A 16,557-nucleotide genomic window follows, 5' to 3' on the forward strand; every position below is an offset into this window, starting at 1 on the left:
GGTGGCGCCATGAATACCTTGGGCTGGGCCAAAAACGGATCGGGCAAGGTGTGCGCGATCATCATGTGATTGCGGATCGTGAGGCTAAACATGTGGATAGTCGACCACATGCATCAGGCCGGTCAACTCACCAGCCCCCAGCGCCGCCATCGTCTGCGGCAAGGACTCAAAGTCGCTGCGTGAAGTTAACCAGGTGTCATAGATCGGGTCAGCCAACTCGGTGAGCGCCAACTCCAGGCGATCCCGCAGGGTCCGACGAGGGCTTGTGACGTCGGAACTCGTCCGACCTGACTGCTGCGAATCGTCAGGCGTTTGGCGTGAAAATCAGCACCTAGCGGGACGACTGGCGCAGCCTGGCCAAACCACGAGGCCTCCACCAGCGTGCCCTCCACGCCCAGCGAACTCAATCCTGATGCGAGACCCTGCTGCGTCGCTGAAGCATGGATGACGAGGTCAAGATCCGAGGGGATTGCGTCGGGGGAGGTCAGGTCGAGACCCAGCGACGCAGCGAAGGGGCGTTTGTCCGGATCGGGGTCAACCAGGACCAATTCGGTCAAGGGAAGTCGCGTAAGAGCGCGGCAACGCTCAGACCAGTTAGGCCAGCGCCGATGATCGCCACGCGGTCACCCCAGGCCGGTGGCGCGTCCCAAAGGATGTTGATCGCCGTCTCGACAGTCCCGGCCAACACGGCCCGGTCTGAGGGCACGGTGTCGGGTATCGGCACGAGGGCGCTGACCGGCACGACATACCGGTCCTGGTGCGGGAAGAGGCAAAACACGCGACGTCCCAGCCAGTCCTGCGGGCCGTCTTCGACGACACCGACGTTGAGGTAGCCATATTGGACCGGTCCGGGGCGTTCGCCGACTTGGAACGGCGCTCGCATCAAGTCAGCGACACTCGGTGGCACTTGGTCGTTGAGGACCAGCGCTTCTGTCCCACGGCTGACGCCGGTGTGCAGGGCCCGGACCAGGGCCTGATCGGCGCCCAGTGGCGCTAGCGGAACAGGCAGCACTTCAGCAATCCCAGGACGTGGCGAGATCAGGCCTCGGGCGGTCGATGGTGCTTCACCAGCGATGATGACTCCTCGTGTCGGGCGAAAGTGGAGGTGTGAGCAGGTCGGCATAGGGTGACGGGGTGCCCTCTTCTCGCCTCGTGATTGCCATCCGCATCTTGGTGGTCGCAGTTTTGCTTATCGCGACCCCAATCTTGGCATCTCGCGTTTCAGGCGGTTTTGGCACCACGTTAGCCACGCTAGTGGCTGTGACCACCTATGCGTTCCTCGCTGGGTCTCTCTTAGACCGGACCCGCACGGCAGTGGGTCCAGCTGATCTGGTGACTTTGGTGCGAGGTGGTCTGGCCTGCGGCGCCGCGGGGTATGCGGTGCTCGTGTTGCGCGGCGAAGTCCCGACCCAAGCCTGGCTGATCTTTGCCGTGGCAATGCTGGCGGTGTTGCTGGATGGCGTGGATGGAGCCGTGGCCCGCGCAACGGGGACCCAGAGCCGGTCGGGGGCTCGTCTAGACGCCGAAACCGATGCCGCGCTGTTCCTAATTCTCTCCCTCATTGCGGCCCCGCTGGTGGGGGTGTGGGTCCTGGCCAGTGGGTTGCTGCGCTACGCCTTTGGGTTGGGCGTCATGGTCAAGCCAACCTGGCGTCGGGCGCTGCCTCCGCGCGAGAGTCGGCGGGTGGTGGCAGCTATTCAAGGGGTTGTGTTGGCCTCAGTGTTTGCCCCGTTCATCCCGGTTTGGCTGGCCACCACCGCGTGCGCACTAGCGCTAGCGCTCCTGGTTTGGTCGTTCGGCCGAGATGTCGTCTGGTTGCAGCGGCAAGCGCGCTGACCTCGACAGGTCAGGAGCCGAGGTGGAGTCGGCAGAGTCGTAGGCCACGTAGTAGGTGGGGCGGCCTTGCAGAGTGCCGTAGATCCGCCCAACGTATTCACCCAGAATGCCCAGACACAGCAGTTGGATCGCCCCAACGCCCGCGACGATCGCTACTGTCGAAGTCCAACCGGCGACCGTAAAGCCAGCAAGTTTGGAGATCAGCGCATAGGCCAGCAGCACCATGGCTGCTGCAAAGCCGCCCAGGCCAAACCACGTGGCCAGCCGCAATGGGGCTAGCGAAAAGCCGGTAAATCCATCGAGGGTCAATCGGATCATTTTGCTCAGTGGATATTTGCTGGTGCCGGCCGCTCGCTCGGCCCGCGCATACCCGACCTCGGCGCTGGGGAAGCCCAACGATGGCACCACCAGGCGCAGCACTCGGTGCGCCTCGGGGAGTGCGTTGACGGCGTCAACAGTTGCCCGCGACATCAGTCGGTAGTCGCCGGCGTTGGTGGGCGCGTCCTTGGCCCCGGCGGCTCGAATACCGGCATAGAAAAGGCGAGCCGACCCACGCTTAAAGGTGGAGTCAGACGATCGGTCTGTGCGCACGCCATGGACAACGTCAACGTTGTGCTCCAAGGCGGCGTCGACCATCAGGGCGATGACCTCGGGGGATCTTGCAAATCGGCATCAAGGTGACGACCCAATCACCTGCAGCCATCGCTAAACCCGCCGAGATCGCGGCCTGGTGGCCGGCATTGGCTCGGAGCCTGACGACTCTCAACTCGGGCCAGTCACGGCGATAGCGCTGCAACAAAACGGGGGTAGCGTCACGGCTGCCGTCATCAATGGCGAGGACTTCGTAGGGCAATTCGAGGCCTTGCAAGACTGGGCGCAGCCGAGCCACCAAAGTGGGCAAGACATCCTGCTCGTCAAACATCGGGATGACGATCGACAAGACAGGGGACATGGGGCAACTCTAAGCGCCACGCGACCCGGTAGAGTGGCCGTATGTCGTTTGCCTTTGCTGCCGCTGCCGAAGAAGAGCACGAGCTTGTCGAGTTGATCTTTGACCCATTCTGGTTTGGTGTCATCGCGCTCGTCGTCATGATGGGCCTGCTTGCCCTGCTCTGGAGTTTCCGCAACACGTTGGCTCTAGACCCGGTTGCCCACCACGGCGATCACGCTGGAGCCACGGACGAGGCTGACTCCTCCGCTGGGCACTAATGCGGGTAGGAGTGATGGGTGGGACGTTTGATCCCATCCACCACGGCCACCTGGTGGCTGCCAGTGAGGCAGCCTCACGATTGGGCCTGGACCAAGTCATCTTTGTCCCGACCGGGCAGCCGTACCGCAAGGACGTCAGCCAGGTAACGAAGGCAGAGCACCGCTATTTGATGACGGTGATTGCGACTGCGTCTAACCCCACTTTACGGTGAGCCGGGTCGATGTTGACCGTGACGGGCCGACCTACACCCGCGACACGCTGCGCGACCTGAAGGCGGAGCATCCCGAAGACGAGTTGTTCTTCATCACTGGCGCTGACGCACTCGCTCAAATCTTGAGTTGGAAGGGCGTCGATGAGCTATGGGACCTAGCCCACTTCATCGGAGTGACCCGACCTGGGCACGCGCTCTCCGACGATGGTCTGCCACAAGACCGCGTGACACTGCTTGAGGTCCCCGCCATGGCGATCTCATCGACCGACTGCCGTGAGCGCAGAGCCAAGGGCGATCCAGTTTGGTATCTGGTCCCGGACGGCGTTGTGCAGTACATCGGCAAATACGATCTTTATAACAAGGAGTCTCCATGACAGCGAACGAACGAGCCGTTGAGCTCGCCCAAGCCGCAGCAGTTGCTGCTGGCAGCAAGTTGGGGCAAGACATTGTCGCCCTCGACGTCAGCGAGCAGTTGGCGTTGACCGATGTTTTTGTCATTGCCTCGGCGCCAAACGAGCGTCAGGTCAATGCCATCGTTGACGCGGTCGAAGAGAAGCTGCTGAGCTTGAAGTCCAAGCCGCTGCGTCGCGAGGGCCACCGTGAATCGCGTTGGGTCTTGCTGGACTTCAGCGACATCATCGTCCACGTCATGCACTCCGAAGACCGCGAGTTTTATGCGTTGGAGAAGTTGTGGAAGGACTGCCCGACGGTGCCCTTGCCTGAGGTTGAGGTCGAAAGCGCCGACGAGGCTGAGTAGTCATGCGCCTCATCATTTGGCGTCACGGCCAGACCGAGCACAACGCAGGTCGCATCTTTCAAGGACATCTCGACACCCAACTGTCAGCCCTGGGGCAAAAACAGGTGCGAGTTGCGGGCAATGCCTTGGCCGCCTACAAGCCCAGCGCTATTTGGTCTAGCGACCTCGTCCGAGCGGCTTCAACGGCGCGAGCGCTGGCTGACGTGGCCGACCTGCCGATCACCTACGACGCCAGGTTGCGCGAGATCGATGTGGGCTCGTGGACGGGCCTCTCCTTCGATCAAATCAAGGCCCAAGATGGCGACATCCTTACCGCCACCGAAGCGGGCGAGGATGTGCCTCGAGGCGGAGATGGAGAGAAGCTTGCTCAGGTCGGGGAGCGGTCCGTTGCGGCGGTTCGTGAACTCATGGCCGAATTGGGCGAAGACGATTTGGCGGTCGTGGCAACGCATGGGGTAGCGGCGCGCACCATCGTGGCCGAGTTGCTGGACATGCCACAGAAACAAGCGTGGCTGGCTCTGGTGGGACTGCATAACGCGCATTGGGCAGAGTTGGTGCTGCACCGCACTGGCTGGCGCCTGGCGTCGTGGAACGCCGGCGCGTTCGACATTGACGAAGAGTAGCGAGGCGCTTTCCGCCGCATCGTGACAACGCAAAGCCAGGCACACTCGACCAGAGTGCGCCGGGCTTCGTTGTGTCTGGGGCAGTTAGTCCTGGACGAGGACGATGTCGGAGAGGCTCTTACGCTCACGCGGGGCGATCTCGCGCTCGTGCAGAACCTCAGGGAGCGCATCAGCAGCGCCAAGGTAGCCCAACGCGACCACCGTGGTGGGGGCCAACTGAGCCTCGACATCGAACGATACGCGGAGTTGGTCTGCGTCAAAACCTGCCATCTGGTGGGCGTGCAGACCTTCTGCGCTGGCTTGCACGATCATTGAGCTGACGGACTGGCCGAGGTCGTACTGGGCCCAGGGACGGGGCTTGCCCTCTGAGTCCTCAGTCTCGGTCAAGGCCACTAGCAGGACCGAAGCGCTGTCGGCCCAGACCTTGTTGAAGCCCATCAGAGCCTCATGGATCTTGGCAAAGGATGCGCCGCCGCGCTTAGCAACGATGAACCGCCAAGGCTGAGAATTCATCGCTGAAGGCGCCCACCGAGCGGCCTCCAAAACAGTGGAGACAACGTCATCTTGAACCTCTGCAGTGGGGTCGAACGAACGCGGGCTCCAGCGGTCGCGCAAGACAGGGATCAAGTCAGCATCAGTGACGGCGGCACGATCAATGGACTGCGTGGCAAGGCTCATAATCATCTCAACTTCTCAGGCAGGGGCGCCGACATCCGGCGTGAAGAACAACGGCACTTCCTTGTGCATCGCTGGAATTAACAGCGCGGTGCAGGTCAGCATTCCCGATTTGGAACCACGCGCGGCGTCTGCGTATGATCTGAGCGTCCCAAACGGGGCTGTGGCGCAGCTGGTAGCGCACCTCCATGGCATGGAGGGGGTCAGGGGTTCGAGTCCCCTCAGCTCCACCGTGTGGTGAGTCGAGTCATCGTTCATAGATGAGTCGGGTCATTGTTCAGATTTAGCTCGGCCATCGGCCGGGCTTTTCTGGTTGTTGCGCCAGTAGGACTTGGTGGGGTTGATGGTGTGGGCGGAGAGTATTTCGCCGGTGGTGCGGTCGATGACGGTGATGGTGGTTTCGTCGATGAGGAGCAGGACTGGTTTGCCGCGGTTCGCGGCTCCGATTCCGAGGTGGTGCATTCGGCCGGCGCGGCGCAGGGAGACTCCGCCGTGGATGTCGACTTTGTCGAATCTGAGGCGGTAGTGGCCACTGATTGTGGTCCCGCCGGGTTTTGCTTTGGGCCGGGCGTTGTAGGCCTGGTGTGGGGTGGCTCGGTCGAGGGCTCGGTGGGGACGTTGGGTGTTGTACACGAGGGCGAATTGGTCGAGTTGGGCCTGTAAGGCCGCCAGGTTGGGCGCCGGTGGCTGTTGGGTAAGCCAACGTTTTTGGGTTTGGTGGAACCGTTCGATTTTTCCTTGGGTTTGCGGGTGGCCGGGGTGGCCGTTCTTTTGCTGGATGCCGAGTGCGTGCAGGAGGTATTCGAATTCGTTGCGGCCTCCGGTGAAGCGGGAGGTGTACACCGACCCGTTATCGGTCAGTGTTGAGGCTAGTGGGCCGTAGGTGTTGATACAGGTCGTGAACGTGTCAACGACGAGTTTGCCGGTCACACGGGCGTGGGCGGTGCAGGACAGCAGGTATCTGGAGTGGTCATCGAGCCAGTTCAGGATTTCGGTGTTGCTGCCATCGGCGAGGGGCCAGTGGGCGGGAGTCTGATTGCCAGGTTTCGTTGGGTTGCTCAGCTTCGAAGCGGCGCAGAGATGATTTGGGGCGTTTGCGTGGGGCTGGGGTGACCAGGCCAGCGTTGGTGATGATGCGCCTGATCGTGGAGATAGCGGGCACAGGGGTGAGGCTTTCGTGTTCTAGATGCCAGGCGATGGTCACTGGCCCGTTATCGAGCCCGGCATCCTGGAGTTCGGTGCGTAACTCCAGGATGCGGGTCTTGACAGGTTGCGGGGTCGCGCGGGAGTTGCTGCGTGGTGCTGTGGAGCGGGGTTCTAGCCCGTGCAGGCCGTGTTGTTCATAGCGTTGGACCAGCGTGTGGATCCATCGCCAGGACACGTCGTATTTTCGGGCGGTTTCGGCCTTAGTGAGGCCTTGCTCGATGACGGATAGCACGATGACCTTGGCCGTGGACATGACCCATCTTCGCGGCCTACCTGGCTATGAACGATGTCTCGACTCATCTATGAACAATGTCGTGAACCACAACACCCTCAGCTCCACCGTTTGGATCGGGCGGCATCTCATTGAGATGCCGCCCGATTTGTTACACCAGGGGCATGTGGGTGCTGGTAGCGGTACTTACTGCCACTGCCAAAAGTTTTTGAATCTAAAACAATCCGCCCTGTCAGTGGCTCCGAATAACGGGCATGACACAGCGACAGCACACAGCAGCCAGGCTCGGCCTTGGCGCCCTAGCCGGAGGAATTGCAGGCACCGCCGGCATTCTTGCCGGACAGGCGGCTGCTGCAGTGCTTCCTGGCGTTACCGGTCCCGTGCTGGCCGTCGGCAACCGAGCCGTTGACTGGGCCCCGCGTCCCCTGAAGGAATTCGCGATCGAGACGTTCGGCGATGCCGACAAGATTGTCTTGATCGGCGGGGTCCTCGTCACCGTGGGTTTGCTCATTCTCGCGCTTGGTGCCGTCGGCACGAAGCGTCCTCGAGCAGCCGTTATCGGCTTTTCCGTCCTGATCTTCATAGCCTCGCTCGCCATGATCACCGACCGAGCGGCCACCGCCGGAGTAGGACTGCGTTTCGTAGCCGTCCTCGCGACAGCCGTGGTCGGCATTGGCGGCTTCATCTTCTTACTGAAGGCCTGGGCCCCTGCTCGTGTGGCGCCAAGCAACGACGGCACCTCAGAGGACCCAAGCGCACTGTCCTTCGACAGACGAGCCTTCCTGGTCGCGGCATCGGCGGTAGCCGCTGTTGGCGCCGCCGGTGGCGTGGTGAGCCGCGCACTAGGCGGAGGAGCCGCTGCGGCGTCTCGCGAGGCCATCCAGCTCCCCGCTCCGGCCAGCCCCGTCTCAGCGCTCCCGGACGGTGTCACCTTCGAGTTGGACGGGCTGACGCCATACCTCACCGACAACGCGGACTTCTACCGAGTTGACACCGCCCTTGAGGTGCCCGATGTGCCGCTGGAAGGCTACGTCCTGCGTATCCACGGCATGGTCGACAACCCCATTGAGCTGACCTTCGAAGACCTACTCAACCGCGATCTCATCGAGCGTCGAGTCACCTTGACCTGCGTTTCCAACCCCGTTGGCGGCGACTACGTAGGCAATGCGACGTGGCTCGGAGTCCCGATGAAGGAATTGCTCGCCGAAGCTGACGTGCAAGACGGAGCCGACGCGGTCAAGTCCACGTCTGCCGATGACTTCACCGCCGGCACACCGCTCTCAGTGCTGACGGATGACCGTGAAGCGATGATTGCCATCGGGATGAACGGCGAGCCGCTGCCACTGGAGCACGGCTTCCCCGTCCGGATGGTGACGCCTGGCTTGTATGGCTACGTGTCGGCTACCAAGTGGCTCGTGGACCTTGAGGTCACGCGGTTCGCAGACTTCACCGCCTACTGGACCGACCGTGGCTACTCCGCGCTGGCCCCCATCAAACTTAGCTCCCGCATCGACGTCCCGCGGTCCTTCGCCCAACTCAATTCAGACGACACCGTCGTCGGGGGAGTGGCGTGGGCACAGGACGAAGGCATCGACCGCGTCGAAGTACGCGTCGATGAAGGGGAGTGGAGCGACGCTGAGCTTGGCGTCGAAGACAACGACCAAACCTGGCGCCCCTGGCGTTGGGACTGGTCCCAACCAACATCGGGGCTTCACCGCCTTGAGGTCCGCGCGACCGACCGTGCGGGCAACACCCAAACGTCCCAACGGGAGCCCATCGCTCCCAACGGGTCTACCGGATGGCACAACGTGACGGTCACCGTCTCCTAACCAACCGGTATCCACCACATTGAAAGGAACCATCATGCGCGTTCAGAAGATGATGTTTGCAGTTGCCATGGCCTCAGTCCTGACCGTCTCCGCTTGCGGTGGCGACACAGAAGAGGTCGCAGACGACGCCGGCTCGGCCGTCGAGGAGACCACCGAAGACATGACCGATGAGGACATGGCTGATGAGGACATGGCTGAAGAGGACATGGCAGAGGAGACCGGCGACGCTATGGACCCGGCCGCCAACCTCGTTGGTGCTGGTTGCGCCGACTACGCCGAGGCTGTCCCCGAGGGCGACGGCTCCGTTGCTGGCATGGCTCAGGACCCGGTTGCCGTTGCAGCCAGCAACAACCCGCTGCTGACCACCCTCACCGCAGCCGTCTCCGGTGAGTTGAACCCCGACGTGAACCTGGTCGACACCTTGAACGGTGACGAGTTCACCGTCTTCGCACCAGTTGACGACGCGTTCGCCGCTCTGGACGAAGAGACGGTTGACACCTTGGGCACCGACGCAGACCTGCTGACCTCGATCCTGACCTACCACGTGGTCCCCGGCCAGATGACCCTGACGAGGTCATCGGCACCCAGATCACCGTGAACGGCGCGGACGTTGAGGTTGCTGGCGGCGGCGACGAGATCACCGTCAACGACGCCAACGTGATCTGTGGTGGCGTTGTCACCGAGAACGCAACGGTCTACCTGATCGATGGTGTTCTCACCCCGTGATCACCCTCGGGTGACTCGCACTAGCGCAAGGCGCTAGCGAACAAGCACTGGCCCCACCGGATGATTGCCCTTTCTCCGGTGGGGCCAGACGCGTTTGCCCCTAGTTATGCTTGGCAACTTCCCGGGCGACGTCGTTGAAGACCTCGCGAGAAAGAACGGCTCCAATGCGGCGCACGCCTGATGGGTCGATCCGCAAAATGCGGTTGACCCGTACTTCACTCTCGCGACGCTGCTCGTCCCAGTCGCCGCTGCCGATATCGGTCCAAAATCGACCTGCGCGGGCTTCTTGAGCAGCGTCTTGGTCGTGGTCCTTGCTCGTCAACTGCAGAGCCAAGAGCCAATCGGCGTTTTCTCGGGCAATCACCAACACCGGGCGGTCCTTGCCCTGGTTGTAGTCCTCTTCGTAGGGCACCCAACTCCAGACAATCTCGCCCGGGTCGGGCAGGTCGTCGTCGACCGGCGCATACTCAGGTCGCAGTGCGCCGCGGTAGTCGCCGGGGTAGTCGGATCCTTTGGCTGTGGAAGGTGCGTTGCGGGGTTTCTGTGGCTTATTCGATTGCCGCTGGGACTTGCGCGAAGCATCCATGGCGACGTCGTAGGCGACCCGCGCGACCCGGCGTAGCGTCGAGGACCAATTCATATCCGAACTCCTTTGATTGCGGCCCCCAGGCTAACCGTGCCGGTGTGCTAGCGCTGCCGCAGACCATGGGACAATAGAAGTTCCGACTCTTAACATCCTGCTGGAAGGCTCGCGTGTCGCCCCTCGCTCATAACGCACCTCGACCTTTGGCAACCCCGCCGGAGATCATCCGCAATTTCTGCATTATCGCTCACATCGACCACGGGAAGTCCACATTGGCTGACCGTATGTTGCAGGTCACCGGCGTTGTCGACGCTCGAGCCATGCGGGCGCAGTATTTGGACCGGATGGACATCGAACGCGAACGCGGCATCACCATCAAGAGCCAAGCGGTCCGGATGCCATGGGCGCTCGAGGACGAAGACGACAAGCAGAGCACGTTTGTGCTCAACATGATCGACACCCCCGGCCACGTGGACTTCACGTATGAGGTGTCCCGTTCGCTGGCCGCTTGCGAAGGCGCCATCTTGCTGGTGGATGCCGCGCAGGGCATTGAGGCCCAAACGCTGGCAAACCTCTATCTCGCGATGGAAAACGACCTCACGATCATTCCGGTCTTGAACAAGATCGATCTGCCGGCAGCGCAGCCGGAAAAGTATGCCGCCGAGTTGGCTGGCCTGATTGGTTGCGACCCCAGTGAGGTCATGCACGTCTCGGGTAAGACTGGCCAGGGCGTCCCGGAGTTGCTGGACCGCGTGGTGCGTGACTTGCCGGCCCCGGTCGGTGATGCTGACGCTCCAGCTCGAGCGATGATCTTTGACTCTGTCTACGACACCTATCGCGGAGTCGTCACCTACGTCCGGGTCGTCGACGGCACTTTGTCGCCGCGCGAAAAGATCGCGATGATGTCGACCAAGGCGACGCACGAGTTGCTGGAGATCGGGGTGATTTCCCCAGAGCCGAAGGCCTCCGATGGCCTTGGCGTGGGCGAAGTCGGCTACCTGATCACTGGTGTGAAGGACGTGCGTCAGTCCAAGGTGGGTGACACAGTCACGTCCGCCCAGCGGATGGCGACTGAGTCTATCGGTGGCTACAAAGACCCAAGGCCCATGGTCTTCTCGGGGCTGTACCCAATCGACGGCTCGGATTACCCGACGCTGCGGGATGCCCTCGACAAGCTCAAGCTCAACGATGCGGCCCTGGTCTATGAGCCAGAGACCTCCGTTGCGCTCGGCTTCGGTTTCCGTGTGGGCTTCCTAGGCATGCTGCACCTGGAGATCGTTCGTGAACGTCTTGAGCGTGAGTTCAACCTGGAGTTGATCTCGACTCTGCCCAACGTGGAATACCGCGTGCAGTTGGAAGACGGCAGCGAAGTGCACGTCACCAACCCGAGCGAGTTCCCGAGCGGCAAGATTGGCGCGGTCACCGAGCCCATCGTGCGCTCAACGATCTTGGCTCCCAGCGAATACATCGGGGCAATCATGGAGTTGTGCCAGTCTCGGCGTGGCTCGCTGCGTGGGATGGACTATCTCTCCGAAGAGCGCGTTGAGATGCGCTACACCTTGCCGCTGGCCGAGATTGTCTTTGACTTCTTCGACGCGTTGAAATCCAAGACGCGTGGCTATGCCTCCTTGAGTACGAGCCCGATGGCGAGCAAGATGCCCAGTTGGTCAAGGTCGATGTCCTCCTGCAGGGCGATCAGGTCGATGCGTTTAGCTCGATTGTGCACAAAGACAAGGCCTACGCGTATGGCGTGATGATGGCTGGCAAGTTGAAAGACCTGATTCCGCGTCAGCAGTATGAGGTCCCGATCCAGGCCGCTATCGGTTCGCGCGTGATCGCGCGCGAAACGATTCGGGCCATCCGCAAGGACGTGCTCGCCAAGTGCTACGGCGGTGACATTAGCCGTAAGCGCAAACTGTTGGAGAAGCAGAAGGAAGGCAAGAAGCGGATGAAGATGGTGGGCACCGTCGAGATTCCGCAAGAAGCCTTCATCGCTGCTCTCTCGCAGGATGGCGGAGGCGCAGAAAAGCCTAGAAGTGACTGCGGCACACGAGGAAGAGCCCGTTCGCTGGGCTCGGACGCGGTCGTTCACTCGCCGTGGCGGGCGCATTCCTGAGCAGCACAAGTGGGCTTATGAGAAGCACGGCGACGCCTACATCCTGGATTTGCCGACGCTAGGGGACAGCGGCTCAACAGCAATCGACCCGTCCTTTGTGGCGCAGCCTTCGCAGTGGTTTGGCCGCAATGCACCGGTCGTTCTTGAGGTTGGCTCTGGCTCAGGTGACGCTTTGGTCGCCGGCGCTCAGGCCCACCCAGACTGGGATTTCATTGCTTTCGAGGTGTGGCGACCAGGTGTTGCCCAGGCCATTCATCGGTTGCAGCGTCGGGGTCTGACTAACGTGCGGTTCGCCACGCTCGATGCCCACGTGGCGTTCGACACGGCGTTTGAGCCTGGCTCGATCGCCGAAGTCTGGACCTACTTTCCTGACCCTTGGCCTAAGACAAAGCACCACAAGCGACGCATTGTAGGACCGGTCTTTGCCGATCGGGTGAACTCGCTGCTGAGCCCCAGTGGGCTGTGGCGGTTGGCCACCGACTGGCCGGAGTACGCCGACCACATGCATGACGTGCTGGATGACCGCCCGGATTGGTCTTTGGTCTCCACCGAGCGGGAGGAATCTCGGCCGATCACCCGGTTTGAGCGCAAGGGCACCAAGGCTGGCCGGCCGATCACAGATCTGGCCTATGCCAAGGTCGAGCCGTCGAGCGAGCCGAGTTAGCCGGTGCCTGCCTTACCGACTGGCGACCCGGTCCCAGCAAACGGCGCGTTACCCAGCAGTGCTCTCACAACAATCGCTGACACGGAGTTTGCGCTCTATCTGCACGTCCCGTTTTGTCGGGTGCGTTGCGGCTACTGCGACTTCAACACTTACACCAAGCCAGAGTTGGGCGGCCACGGCGCCACCATTGACACCTTTGCGGACGCCGCGATCGCTGAAATGGACGTGGCGCAGGCGGTGCTGACTGCGGGTGGGGCAACCCCTCCGTCGGTTTCGACGATCTTCATTGGCGGTGGCACACCCACGATGCTGCCCGCGGCGGATTTGGTGCGGATGGTGGCCGCAGCGCGCGAACGGTGGGGATTTGCCGACAACATCGAAATCACCACCGAGGCCAACCCAGACACGATCACCCCAGAGGTAGCGGCTGAGCTAGCCGCAGGAGGCTTTACTCGGGTCAGTCTAGGTATGCAGTCGGCTGTCCCCTCGGTGCTGGCGACGCTTGAGCGCACGCACAATCCCGCGAACGTGGCGACTGCTCTGCGAGCCTGCCGCGCCGCTGGATTGGCCGTATCCTCGACCTCATCTATGGCACGCCAGGGGAGACCCTGGGGCAATGGCGGATGAGCCTCGAAGAGGCAATCGATCTTGAGCCCGATCACCTGTCGGCCTATGCGCTCACGATCGAAGAGGGCACCAAGATGGGTGCCCAGGTGAAGCGAGGCCAGTTGCCGACCCCGGACGACGATGACGAGGCCGACAAGTATGAGTTGGCGTCTGAGTTGCTGACGGATGCGGGCTACGAGGTGGTACGAAATCTCGAACTGGAGTCGCGGACCGGCAACTCAGTGCCGACACAACCTTGGCTACTGGCGGGGAGTGAACTGGTGGGGGATCGGACCCGGCGCGCATAGCCACGTCGGCGGCGTGCGCTGGTGGAACGTGAAGCATCCTGCTGCCTATGCAAGCCGCTTGGCGCAAGGCTTAAGCCCCGCGCACTCTCGCGAGGTCTTGACGGCCGAGCAGCGAAGCGATGAAGACATACTGCTTGGCGTGCGCTTAGCTCAGGGCTACCCGATTGCCGCACTGCCAAACGAGGGCCAGGGCGCCATTGCCCCGCTGATTGGCGACGGGCTCATCGAAGGCCGCGCGGCCCTGCGCGGATCGATTGTCTTGACTCAGCGCGGACGGCTGCTGGCAGACACCGTGGTCCATCACCTCATTAACGGCTAAAGGCCGCCACCGGGAACGGTGACGGCCTTCGCGTTGCGTGCAGTTTGTCCGGACTACTTCAGGACAGGAATCTGTGCTGGGTAGGTGTAGTCCTCGTTATTGCCAGCCTTGATGGCGGCCATGATGTGCAAAATGAGCGAGACCGCCCACAGCACAAACATCAGCGGCAACGTGATGAAAATCGCGAGGCCGAAGGTGATGATCGTGACAACCCACAAAAGGATGTAGCCGATCATCAGGGTCAGGCTGAAGTTGAAAGCGCCAGCGGAGGCCTTTCGCACCATCGGGCTGCGGTCCTTGTAGATCGCCCACACGATCAGCGGCCCCAGGAAGCCCAGCCAGCCGGCTGAAAACAGCGAGGCGACGGGGTTAGCCAAGTGCGCAACGATCGACCAAGTGCGAGCTTCTGAGGCGGATAGATCACCTGATGGCAGCGATTGACCCGAATTGTTCCACTGCTGCTGGCCGTTAAACGGTGGGCCCTGGTTGTGCTCTCGCGGCGCGCCCTGCGGAGTGATCGGCTGCTGCTGCGTAGGCTGCGGCTGAGCCTGCTGCGGTGGCACGTAGGGCTGCTGCATCTGGTCGGGCTCGTCGCCAGAATGCTGCGGCTCGCTGGGGGTGGCGGGGGTGGTTGGTTACTCATGAGCTACTCCTGGGGGACGGTGACAAAGTCGATCAACTCTTCGACGCTAGCCAGGAGCGTTGGTTCCAAGTCCCGATACGTTTCTACCGAGCCCAATATTCGCTTCCAACCATGCGCCACATCAATCTGTGACTGGTGGGGCCAACCCAACTCGGCCAATATACCGCGTTTCCACTCAATATTGCGGGGATCGTGGGCCAGTGCGGAGCCCCAACCGGTCTGGTTTCACCGATTGCCAGACATCGACATAGGGGTGGCCGAGGATCTTGACGTAGCGATGATAGGGCCCCTGGCCTGCCACTTGATCGACGATGCGCTGCTCTTTGGTGCCCGGCACAAGGTGGTCCACGAGCACCCCCATTCGGGCATCTGCCGAGGGACGAAATGCGTCAATAATTCCGCGCAAGTCGTCGACGCCATCGAGCATCTCCACCACAACGCCCTCCACCCGGAGGTCATCGCCCCAGATCTTCTCGACGAGTTCGGCATCATGCTTGCCCTCGACAAAGATCCGCGATTCGCTGGCCACTCGTGCGCGAGCGTTGGCAACAGCGCGTGAACCGCTCGCTGTCACGGTGGACTTCTTGCGCTCGGCGGCCACCGCTGCGATGGCGGCACCCTTGGCCTCGGTCAAGATCACCGGCTTGCCGTCGAGCAGAAACCCCGGCCCAAGACGGAACGCTTTGAGTTTGCGGCGGCGATCCTCCAGGTGCACCACATGCATACCGCCGGCTTTTTCGACGCGCTTGATGGCCCCGACCCACCCAGTTTCAACGTCCTCGACCACTAAGCCGAGAGTCGCTTCGACAGATTGAGCGCGGCCCCCGCGGGGCGCATCCCAATCTCCGGACAGCACGTCGTTGCCATAGCGATCATCCACCAGGCCACCTTAGGAGCCAGGCATGCGTTGCTTTTGACGACACGCGTAGACTGGCACTCGGACGCCAGGAGTGCCAGCAACGATGAGGAGGTGGCCGGTATGAGTGAAGATCGACGACTGCATATTTTGCGCGCCATCGTGCAGGACTATGTGCGCACCAGCGAGCCGGTGGGATCGAAGGCTCTGCTTGAGCGCCACTCACTCGGTGTCTCCGCTGCCACGGTGCGCAATGACATGGCCGCTCTCGAAGACGAGGGTCTGATCAGCGCGCCACACACCAGCGCTGGCCGGGTCCCCACTGATGCGGGCTATCGGATGTTTGTTGACCGGCTCTCTGCAGTCAAGCCGCTGAGCGCGGCTGAGCGCACCGCCGTTTCCCGTTTCCTTGAGGGCGCCATCGATCTGGATGACGTCGTCGGCCGCAGTGTGCGCCTTCTGTCATCGCTGACCAACCAGGTTGCCGTGATGCAGTACCCATCACTGAGCCGCTCCAGCGTGCGACACGTTGAATTGGTGAACTTGGGAGGGCTCGCCTGATGGTCGTCTTGATCGTGACGACCGGGCGGGTGGAACAACGAGTGGTTGATGTGGGCCGGGAGTTGACCGGCGATGTCGACTCATTGATCGGCAGTCTCCGCTCGACGATCAACGCCTCGGTGGGAGGGCAACCGCTCAACGCTGCCGAGGGGCTTCTCCAGACCGCGATGGAGACGGTCAAGCCAGAGCACCGCGACGTCGCTCGCCCGTCTTTGCCAGTTTGGTGGACGCGGTGAGCGAGCAGACCGAAGAACGGCTCGTGCTTTCCGGCACCGCGAATCTGGCCCGAGTGGGCAGCGATTTTCCGACCTCGCTTGGAGAAGTTTTAGAGGCCTTGGAAGAACATGTGGTGCTTTTGAAGTTAATGGGAAGTATGGCTGCGTTGAATGAGTCCGAAGACGCTGTTGCGGTGAGCATCGGCGCCGAGAACCCGTTCTCCAGCCTGCGGACCACTTCAGTGATCACGACCTCGTATGGGCAGGCCGGCGGGTTGGGCGTAGTTGGCCCGACTCGGATGGACTACCCAACCGCTATGGCTTCGGTGCGCGCTGTTGCGCACTATGTATCGACAATTCTTGACCAGTGACGACGAACAG

The 16,557-nt window shown here is 62.0% G+C and carries 14 protein-coding genes, 1 tRNA gene and 7 pseudogenes; 12 read left to right on the top strand and 10 right to left on the bottom strand.

The features are described 5' to 3' along the window. Nucleotides 1-84: 84 nt before the first annotated feature. From L0A91_RS02440 to L0A91_RS02450, 3 genes are read right to left on the bottom strand one after another with little or no spacing between them, the layout of a single operon-like run. Entirely contained in the window at nt 85-231 is a 147-nt protein-coding gene (locus tag L0A91_RS02440) for a hypothetical protein (RefSeq protein WP_235245709.1), read from the bottom strand. Beyond that, nucleotides 186-557, bottom strand: a complete 372-nt coding sequence (locus tag L0A91_RS02445; protein WP_235245710.1) for a hypothetical protein — start codon at nt 555-557, stop codon at nt 186-188. The genes L0A91_RS02440 and L0A91_RS02445 overlap by 46 nt, the downstream gene beginning before the upstream one ends. After that, nucleotides 554-1,012 carry a hypothetical protein gene (locus tag L0A91_RS02450; protein WP_235245711.1) on the bottom strand — a complete coding sequence of 153 codons (459 nt, stop codon included), beginning with the start codon at nt 1,010-1,012 and terminating at the stop codon, nt 554-556. The genes L0A91_RS02445 and L0A91_RS02450 overlap by 4 nt, the downstream gene beginning before the upstream one ends. Before the next feature lie 122 nt (nt 1,013-1,134). On the opposite strand from L0A91_RS02450, the gene L0A91_RS02455 reads away from it, so the two are divergent. Continuing rightward, nucleotides 1,135-1,836 (top strand): CDP-alcohol phosphatidyltransferase family protein, encoded by a 702-nt coding sequence (locus L0A91_RS02455; RefSeq protein ID WP_235245712.1) that lies wholly within the window; start codon nt 1,135-1,137, stop codon nt 1,834-1,836. Here the strand turns inward: L0A91_RS02455 and L0A91_RS02460 are convergent. Together L0A91_RS02460 and L0A91_RS18110 are read right to left on the bottom strand one after the other, a co-directional pair. Then, nucleotides 1,774-2,472, bottom strand: coding sequence for a hypothetical protein (locus tag L0A91_RS02460; protein WP_311197958.1), 699 nt, complete (start codon nt 2,470-2,472; stop codon nt 1,774-1,776). The genes L0A91_RS02455 and L0A91_RS02460 overlap by 63 nt on opposite strands. Beyond that, the gene (locus tag L0A91_RS18110; RefSeq protein WP_311197959.1) at nt 2,441-2,788 is read right to left on the bottom strand and encodes a glycosyltransferase; all 348 of its coding nucleotides are present in this window, start codon (nt 2,786-2,788) and stop codon (nt 2,441-2,443) included. Before L0A91_RS18110 ends, L0A91_RS02460 begins: the two co-directional genes overlap by 32 nt. A gap of 41 nt (nt 2,789-2,829) precedes the next feature. Here L0A91_RS18110 and L0A91_RS02465 point away from each other — a divergent pair, with 41 nt between their 5' ends. The 4 genes and pseudogenes from L0A91_RS02465 to L0A91_RS02480 all read left to right on the top strand — a co-directional run bounded on the left by L0A91_RS02465 (nt 2,830) and on the right by L0A91_RS02480 (nt 4,637). Next, the gene (locus tag L0A91_RS02465) at nt 2,830-3,045 is read left to right on the top strand and encodes a hypothetical protein (protein WP_235245713.1); all 216 of its coding nucleotides are present in this window, start codon (nt 2,830-2,832) and stop codon (nt 3,043-3,045) included. A 14-nt stretch (nt 3,046-3,059) separates the two neighbouring features. Beyond that, a pseudogene (gene nadD, locus L0A91_RS02470) lies at nt 3,060-3,631 on the top strand (nicotinate-nucleotide adenylyltransferase). Then, nucleotides 3,628-4,014: a ribosome silencing factor gene (gene rsfS, locus L0A91_RS02475; RefSeq protein ID WP_235245714.1), complete on the top strand. Its 387-nt coding sequence runs from the start codon at nt 3,628-3,630 to the stop codon at nt 4,012-4,014. Before nadD ends, rsfS begins: the two are co-directional and overlap by 4 nt. Nucleotides 4,015-4,016: 2 nt before the next feature. Continuing rightward, a complete protein-coding gene (locus L0A91_RS02480) occupies nt 4,017-4,637 on the top strand; it encodes a histidine phosphatase family protein (protein WP_235245715.1) in 621 nt (206 codons plus the stop codon). Between the two features lie 84 nt (nt 4,638-4,721). On the opposite strand, the gene L0A91_RS02485 is transcribed toward L0A91_RS02480, so the two are convergent. Next, nucleotides 4,722-5,315: a nitroreductase family protein gene (locus tag L0A91_RS02485; protein ID WP_235245717.1), complete on the bottom strand. Its 594-nt coding sequence runs from the start codon at nt 5,313-5,315 to the stop codon at nt 4,722-4,724. Between the two features lie 154 nt (nt 5,316-5,469). Between L0A91_RS02485 and L0A91_RS02490 the strand changes: the two genes are divergently transcribed. Continuing rightward, a tRNA-Ala gene (locus L0A91_RS02490) sits at nt 5,470-5,542 on the top strand. Between the two features lie 53 nt (nt 5,543-5,595). On the opposite strand, the pseudogene L0A91_RS02495 reads toward L0A91_RS02490, so the two are convergent. Further along, nucleotides 5,596-6,771, bottom strand: a pseudogene (locus tag L0A91_RS02495) (IS481 family transposase). 233 nt (nt 6,772-7,004) lie between these two features. Between L0A91_RS02495 and L0A91_RS02500 the strand changes: the two are divergent. Together L0A91_RS02500 and L0A91_RS17160 are read left to right on the top strand one after the other, a co-directional pair. After that, the gene (locus L0A91_RS02500) at nt 7,005-8,579 is read left to right on the top strand and encodes a molybdopterin-dependent oxidoreductase (protein WP_235245725.1); all 1,575 of its coding nucleotides are present in this window, start codon (nt 7,005-7,007) and stop codon (nt 8,577-8,579) included. A gap of 52 nt (nt 8,580-8,631) precedes the next feature. After that, a pseudogene (locus L0A91_RS17160) lies at nt 8,632-9,305 on the top strand (fasciclin domain-containing protein). A gap of 100 nt (nt 9,306-9,405) precedes the next feature. On the opposite strand, the gene L0A91_RS02510 reads toward L0A91_RS17160, so the two are convergent. Then, entirely contained in the window at nt 9,406-9,945 is a 540-nt protein-coding gene (locus L0A91_RS02510; protein ID WP_235245728.1) for a type II toxin-antitoxin system PemK/MazF family toxin, read from the bottom strand. 113 nt (nt 9,946-10,058) lie between these two features. Here L0A91_RS02510 and lepA point away from each other — a divergent pair. The 3 genes and pseudogenes from lepA to hemW all read left to right on the top strand — a co-directional run. Then, nucleotides 10,059-11,917: pseudogene (gene lepA, locus L0A91_RS02515) on the top strand (translation elongation factor 4); the annotation flags it as partial. Between the two features lie 7 nt (nt 11,918-11,924). Further along, the gene (trmB, locus tag L0A91_RS02520) at nt 11,925-12,668 is read left to right on the top strand and encodes a tRNA (guanosine(46)-N7)-methyltransferase TrmB (protein WP_235245729.1); all 744 of its coding nucleotides are present in this window, start codon (nt 11,925-11,927) and stop codon (nt 12,666-12,668) included. 3 nt (nt 12,669-12,671) lie between these two features. Then, a pseudogene (gene hemW / locus L0A91_RS02525) lies at nt 12,672-13,901 on the top strand (radical SAM family heme chaperone HemW). Nucleotides 13,902-13,954: 53 nt separating this feature from the next. Here hemW and L0A91_RS02530 read toward each other — a convergent pair. Together L0A91_RS02530 and L0A91_RS02535 are read right to left on the bottom strand one after the other, a co-directional pair. Next, nucleotides 13,955-14,479 carry a DUF4870 domain-containing protein gene (locus L0A91_RS02530; RefSeq protein ID WP_235245730.1) on the bottom strand — a complete coding sequence of 175 codons (525 nt, stop codon included), beginning with the start codon at nt 14,477-14,479 and terminating at the stop codon, nt 13,955-13,957. 68 nt (nt 14,480-14,547) lie between these two features. Continuing rightward, nucleotides 14,548-15,424: pseudogene (locus tag L0A91_RS02535) on the bottom strand (DUF3097 family protein). Between the two features lie 99 nt (nt 15,425-15,523). On the opposite strand from L0A91_RS02535, the pseudogene hrcA reads away from it, so the two are divergent. Then, nucleotides 15,524-16,547: pseudogene (gene hrcA / locus L0A91_RS02540) on the top strand (heat-inducible transcriptional repressor HrcA). Nucleotides 16,548-16,557: the final 10 nt, after the last annotated feature.

Source organism: Ornithinimicrobium sp. INDO-MA30-4 (genome assembly GCF_021535045.1).
Taxonomy (GTDB): domain Bacteria; phylum Actinomycetota; class Actinomycetes; order Actinomycetales; family Dermatophilaceae; genus Ornithinicoccus.

Excerpts from the sequence above, each read along its gene's own strand:
- L0A91_RS02500 (WP_235245725.1), top strand. The coding sequence starts at position 7,005 with ATGACACAGCGACAGCACACAGCAGCCAGGCTCGGCCTTGGCGCCCTA.
- L0A91_RS02480 (WP_235245715.1), top strand. The coding sequence starts at position 4,017 with ATGCGCCTCATCATTTGGCGTCACGGCCAGACCGAGCACAACGCAGGT.
- L0A91_RS02460 (WP_311197958.1), bottom strand. The coding sequence starts at position 2,472 with ATGGTCGACGCCGCCTTGGAGCACAACGTTGACGTTGTCCATGGCGTG.
- L0A91_RS02485 (WP_235245717.1), bottom strand. The coding sequence starts at position 5,315 with ATGAGCCTTGCCACGCAGTCCATTGATCGTGCCGCCGTCACTGATGCT.
- L0A91_RS02530 (WP_235245730.1), bottom strand. The coding sequence starts at position 14,479 with ATGCAGCAGCCCTACGTGCCACCGCAGCAGGCTCAGCCGCAGCCTACG.
- L0A91_RS18110 (WP_311197959.1), bottom strand. The coding sequence starts at position 2,788 with ATGTCCCCTGTCTTGTCGATCGTCATCCCGATGTTTGACGAGCAGGAT.
- rsfS (WP_235245714.1), top strand. The coding sequence starts at position 3,628 with ATGACAGCGAACGAACGAGCCGTTGAGCTCGCCCAAGCCGCAGCAGTT.
- L0A91_RS02510 (WP_235245728.1), bottom strand. The coding sequence starts at position 9,945 with ATGAATTGGTCCTCGACGCTACGCCGGGTCGCGCGGGTCGCCTACGAC.
- L0A91_RS02465 (WP_235245713.1), top strand. The coding sequence starts at position 2,830 with ATGTCGTTTGCCTTTGCTGCCGCTGCCGAAGAAGAGCACGAGCTTGTC.